This is a genomic window from Methanospirillum sp. (assembly GCF_035406105.1).
Classification (GTDB): Archaea; Halobacteriota; Methanomicrobia; order Methanomicrobiales; family Methanospirillaceae; genus Methanospirillum.
In genome coordinates, this window is the sequence record NZ_DAONKG010000165.1 from 1 (window position 1) to 5,611 (window position 5,611).

A 5,611-nucleotide genomic window follows, 5' to 3' on the forward strand; every position below is an offset into this window, starting at 1 on the left:
ACAGGAAGTTATCCGGAATGCTGAACGAGAAGTAAAAGCAATTCTTCGGGAAGCTGAGACAGAGTCATCTGCCATTCATGCACACTACCTGGAGAAAGCAAAACGTGACCTGATCCTGGAGTCAAACCGGCAGAAATTCCTGGCAAAGCAGGATGTAAAGAAAGGAATCAGTACCGTCAGGCAGAAACTTATTGATGATGCATTTATACAGGCCTTTCGGCAATTAGCTGATATCAGATCAGATCCATCATATCCTGAACGCTTTGAAAGACTGACCCGAGAGGTCATATCATCTCTGTCCGGTGAGGATATAATCCTCCATATCGATCCGGCTGATAGTGTTGTCTGCAAAAAGGTCGTATTAAAATCAGGCATTGATTGTGATATTGTCCCTGATATAACAACGATAGGAGGGCTTACCGGAACATCTGCAGATGGGAAAATTCTTGCAGATAATACCCTTGAGAGAAGGCTGGAAAGGATCCGGGATACATCAACGCTTGAGATTATGAATCTGATCCTGGGAGGTCCTGATGGATAGCGGATATGTCAATGCCAGGGTCAGGGGTATGTATTCCCGTCTTCTTGATAAGAAGAGCCTGAGCAATCTCATATTAAAGCCGGATATCACCTCCCTGATCACTGCTTTGGAAGAGACGCCATATCGTGAGGATCTTGAACGTGCTCTTGTTGGAAAACCCGGGCTGTCTGGCATTGAGGAAGCACTCAGACAAAATCTTGTCAGGACAATTCGAAAGATCGGTGGGTTTTTACAAGGAGAAAAGGAAGAGCGGTATATCCTGATATTTTCCTCACGGTGGGATATTCACAACCTGAAGACAATTCTGCGGGGAAAGCGTATCAAAGTGCCGACCATGGAGATCAGGGAGAATCTTGTTCCTGCCGGAGAGTTTGATGAATCGCTCCTTTCTGAGCTGTTAAAGCAGCCTGATGTGAAGAGTGTCATCGATCTTCTGGCAACCTGGGAGGTAGTCTATGCCATACCGCTCACCCGTGCATTTCCTGATTATTCTGCCCATGGTGATCTGTTCATCCTGGAAAATGCCCTTGATCGGTTTTATTATGAGCGTGCCCTCTCACTTGTTCCTGGCAGGTCAGCAGCAGAGCAGAAGATCCGTGAGATCATCGGGACTGAAATTGACCTTATCAACATTAAATCATTGCTTTTGGTATTCCGGGATCATGTTGATCCAGAGGATGCAGAGCCATTGCTTCTGGATGGCGGGAAGGTCTTTAACCGGAAGAAACTTCGAACCCTCGTAAATATTGGATCCATTGCATCCCTGATTGAGTACCTCGAGGAGACACCCTACCGGTTTTTGGCTGATCTTCGGAGCAGTGAGGGCGATTCTGTCAAAATATCTGCATATCAGCATCTTCTTGATGAATATCTCATCAGGCATGCGGTCAGGTTATACCGGGGCGATCCCCTTTCGGTGACCGTGATCATCGGGTATTTGTGGGCAAAATATACAGAAGTGATGAATCTGCGAATTATTGCACGGTGTAAAAATGCCCTGATTCCCCCTGAGGATATGGAGGCGGAGATGGTGTATGTATAAAGTGATTGTCATCACGGATCCGGAATCTGCAACCGGGTTTCGTCTTGCCGGTTCGGACGTGATGGAGGCCGAAGACTCCCTGCAGGCGTCCCGTGTCCTTTCCTCCCTCCTTCATGAGGAAGAGGCCGGAATCATCGCCATAAGGGAGGATTTTCTTGCAAACCTTGATAAGACTCTCTATGAACAGGTTGAACGGTGCTATCACCCGGTCATCATTCCTATTCCTGCACCCCGGAAAGGTGATGAGGTGAGCGGGTATGTTGAACGGCTGCTTCGGAGAGCAATCGGATATAACGTCGTAATGAGGAGCTGATATGATAACCGGAACAATTGCACGGATTTCAGGACCGGTAATTACTGCACGATACATGACCGGGTCACGGATGTATGATGTGGTTTCGGTGGGAAGGGCTGCTCTTCCTGGTGAGATCATCAGGCTTGAAGGCGATGAGGCAGTCATCCAGGTTTATGAGGATACCACCGGTCTGATGATCCATGAACCGGTGGAGAATACTGGTGTTCCGCTCTCCGTTGAACTGGGTCCAGGTCTTCTGTCATCCATATATGACGGCGTGCAGCGACCGCTTCCTGCCCTGTATGCAAAGAGCGGGAATTATATCAGCAGGGGAATTATGGTCCCTGGCCTTGATCGGGAGAAGCGATGGTCATTTACTCCGTTCAAAAAGCCAGGTGATGCGGTAGAGTCCGGTGATGTGATCGGAACGGTTGAGGAGTTTCATCTGGTTCATTCGATCATGGTTCCACCGGGTATATCCGGGCAGATTAAAACGATCTCTGGCGGGGACTATACGGTGACCGATGTGGTCTGTACCCTTGCTGACGGGACAGAGATTACCATGCTTCAGCGATGGCCGGTCAGGAAAGGGCGTCCGTTTGTTAAACGTCTTGACCCGGAAGTTCCTCTGCTCACCGGGCAACGGGTCTTTGATACCATGTTCCCGCTGGTCAAGGGTGGGACTGCCATGATCCCCGGCGGGTTTGGGACCGGAAAGACGGTCTCTGAGCAGACGCTTGCAAAATGGGCAGATACCCAGGTGGTTGTCTATATCGGGTGTGGTGAGCGCGGGAATGAGATGACCGATGTGCTCACCGAGTTTCCTGAACTGACTGATCCCCGGACCGGATATCCGCTTATTGAGCGGACGATCATGATCGCCAATACCTCAAATATGCCGGTTGCTGCCCGTGAAGCATCGATTTATACGGGGATTACCATCGCTGAATATTACCGGGACATGGGGTATGATGTTGCCCTCCTTGCAGATTCAACATCCCGATGGGGTGAGGCACTCCGTGAGGTATCTGGACGGCTTGAGGAGATGCCAGGAGAAGAGGGGTATCCTGCCTATCTTGCAACCCGGCTTGCGGCATTTTACGAACGGGCGGGCCGGGTCATCTGTGCAGGGTCGGAACAGAAGACCGGGTCTGTGACGATTATCGGAGCGGTATCACCTCCTGGTGGAGACTTTTCAGAGCCGATTACCCAGAATACCCTTCGTATTGCCGGAACATTCTGGGCACTTGATGCAAATCTTGCCTACCGCCGGCACTACCCGTCGGTAAACTGGATTCGGAGTTATTCCCTGTATCTTGAGGATGTTGAGGAATGGTTTTCAGAAAATGTTGCCAGGGACTGGTACCAGTTCAGGGGAAGGGCAATGTATATCCTGCAAAAAGAGGTGGAATTGCAGGAGATTGTGCAACTGGTCGGACCTGATGCTTTACCTGACAAAGAAAAGATAGTTCTTGAGATTGCGAGGATTATCCGCGAAGATTTCCTGCAACAGAGTGCCTACAGTGATGATGATTCCTTTTGCCCGCTTGAGAAGCAGTATTGGATGCTGAAAGTTATCATCTGGTATTATGATGCAATTCGTGCAGCGCTTCGACGTGGTGTACCGCTCCGCTCTCTTCTCCAGATCCCGGCACGGTCAGAGATTGCAAGGATGAAGGAGCAGAAAGATTTGGAGCGGCTTAAAGCGCTCAGTGATACGGTCTGGGAGCAGACTGAAAACCTGGAGGTGCAGACATGCAGCACGGCAGCCTGATTACTGTCGAGTATAAGACGGTCAATTATGTGTCTGGTCCTCTGATCTTTGTGGAGCGTCCAAAAGAGATCTCCTTTGGTGAGACGGCACAGATCATTCTGCCGGATGGCGAGATGCGGACCGGTCAGATTCTTGACATTTCAGAGGATATCGCGGTTGTCCAGGTATTTGAGGGAACACGGGGGATAGACAGTCATGTCACCACGGTCAGGTTTACCGGGCACTCACCGCTCCTTGATGTCTCCTATGACATGCTGGGACGGGTTCTGGACGGGGTTGGCCGACCACGTGACGGCGGTCCGGCTATTATTCCTGAGGCTCAGCTTGATATCGCCGGTATGCCGATCAACCCCTACTCCCGTGACAAGCCTGCAGAGTTTATTCAGACCGGAATATCCGCAATTGATGCATTAAACACCCTTGTCAGAGGGCAGAAACTTCCAATATTCTCAGGTGCAGGGCTTCCGGCGAATCAATTGGCCGCCCAGATTGCAAAGCAGGCAAAGGTCCTCGGAGAAGGGGAAAATTTTGCCGTGGTCTTTGCAGCAATGGGTATCACCTACAAGGAAGCCTCATTCTTTATGAAGGAGTTTGAAGAGAGTGGTGCCCTTGAACGGGTCGTCTTCTTCCTCAACCTGGCTGATGATCCGACTATCGAGCGGATTGCAACCCCACGGTGTGCCCTGACCGCTGCAGAGTTCCTTGCATATACGTACAACCTGCATGTGCTGGTCATCCTGACCGATATGACCAATTACTGTGATGCCCTTCGTGAGATCTCAACGGCACGGGAGGAGATTCCCGGTCGTCGCGGGTATCCGGGGTATATGTACACCGATCTTGCAACCATTTACGAGCGGGCCGGACGTATCAAGGGCTGCACCGGTTCAATCACTCAGATCCCCATCCTGACAATGCCGGATGATGATATCACCCACCCGGTTCCTGATCTGACCGGGTATATCACCGAAGGGCAGATTGTTCTTTCCCGTGACCTCTTCCGGAAGGGGATCAATCCGCCCATAGATGCCCTTCCCTGTTTATCCCGGCTTATGAATCTGGGTATTGGCCCGGGAAAAACAAGAGAGGATCACCGGAATGTGGCAGATCAGCTCTATGCATCCTATGCCTATGGACGGGATCTCCGCCGGCTGGTTGCGATTGTCGGAGAGGAGGCTCTTTCTGAACTTGACCGGAATTATCTCAAGTTTGCCGATCACTTTGAGAAACGGTTCATATCACAGGGCAATGTGGAGCGGAGCATTGAGACAACGCTCCAGGTTGCCTGGGAGCTCTTCGGCCTGCTGCCTGATAATGAGTTGAAACGAATAAAACAGGAGTATATTGATAAATACCGGACATTAATCATCTCTGGAGAATGAGCTATGGAGCAGGTGCACCCGACCCGGATGGAGCTGATGAAGAAGCGATCCCAGATTGTGCTGGCAGAGCAGGGACGTGATCTCCTCAAAGAGAAGATGGAAGCTCTCATTCAGGAATTTTTTAAGATTATGGTCAACTTTTCTGAGTCCAGGGAAGGGCTTGAACAGCTTGCCATTGAGGCTGATCTCGCCCTTCTGGTTGCTGAAGCAGTTGACGATCCGATTGCAGTAAAATCAGCCTCTTATGCTACGAAACGGCAGATAATGGTTGATATTTCTGGAAAGAATATCATGGGTGTGTCGGTTCCGGTCATCCAGAAGAAGAGTGTTGCCCTGAATGTGATGCAGCGGGGATACGGGCTTATCGGTACCAGCAGCAGGATTAATGAGGCAGCCGAAAAGTTCGAGGCTGAGATGGATATGATCATCCGGCTTGCGGAGACGGAGACAACTCTTCGACGCCTGGGCAATGAGATCCAGATGAACCGCAGGAGAGTGAATGCCCTGGATCAGATAATAATACCGGAACTGAAAGAGCAGGCTAAGTATATCCGGTTCAGTATCGAGGAGCGGGAAC

The 5,611-nt window shown here is 50.4% G+C and carries 6 protein-coding genes; all 6 read left to right on the forward strand.

What is annotated here, in order from left to right; translation table 11 throughout:
• The coding region (locus PLA23_RS09875) for a V-type ATP synthase subunit E (RefSeq protein WP_324475057.1) at positions 1 to 541 on the forward strand (541 nt) is incomplete at its 5' end.
• Positions 534 to 1,583 (forward strand): V-type ATPase subunit, encoded by a 1,050-nt coding sequence (locus tag PLA23_RS09880; RefSeq protein ID WP_324331988.1) that lies wholly within the window; start codon positions 534 to 536, stop codon positions 1,581 to 1,583. The genes PLA23_RS09875 and PLA23_RS09880, both read left to right, overlap by 8 nt.
• Complete coding sequence (locus PLA23_RS09885; RefSeq protein WP_324475059.1) at positions 1,576 to 1,896, forward strand: V-type ATP synthase subunit F; 321 nt, start codon at positions 1,576 to 1,578, stop codon at positions 1,894 to 1,896. Before PLA23_RS09880 ends, PLA23_RS09885 begins: the two co-directional genes overlap by 8 nt.
• Before the next feature lies 1 nt (position 1,897).
• Positions 1,898 to 3,652 (forward strand): V-type ATP synthase subunit A, encoded by a 1,755-nt coding sequence (locus PLA23_RS09890; RefSeq protein ID WP_324475061.1) that lies wholly within the window; start codon positions 1,898 to 1,900, stop codon positions 3,650 to 3,652.
• Positions 3,634 to 5,034: a V-type ATP synthase subunit B gene (locus PLA23_RS09895; protein ID WP_324475063.1), complete on the forward strand. Its 1,401-nt coding sequence runs from the start codon at positions 3,634 to 3,636 to the stop codon at positions 5,032 to 5,034. Before PLA23_RS09890 ends, PLA23_RS09895 begins: the two co-directional genes overlap by 19 nt.
• Before the next feature lie 3 nt (positions 5,035 to 5,037).
• The coding region (locus PLA23_RS09900; protein WP_324475065.1) for a V-type ATP synthase subunit D at positions 5,038 to 5,611 on the forward strand (574 nt) is incomplete at its 3' end.

Bases quoted from the DNA above. Each gene is read 5' to 3' on its own strand.
- PLA23_RS09890 (WP_324475061.1), top strand. From the start codon at position 1,898: ATGATAACCGGAACAATTGCACGGATTTCAGGACCGGTAATTACTGCA.
- PLA23_RS09895 (WP_324475063.1), top strand. From the start codon at position 3,634: ATGCAGCACGGCAGCCTGATTACTGTCGAGTATAAGACGGTCAATTAT.
- PLA23_RS09885 (WP_324475059.1), top strand. From the start codon at position 1,576: ATGTATAAAGTGATTGTCATCACGGATCCGGAATCTGCAACCGGGTTT.
- PLA23_RS09880 (WP_324331988.1), top strand. From the start codon at position 534: ATGGATAGCGGATATGTCAATGCCAGGGTCAGGGGTATGTATTCCCGT.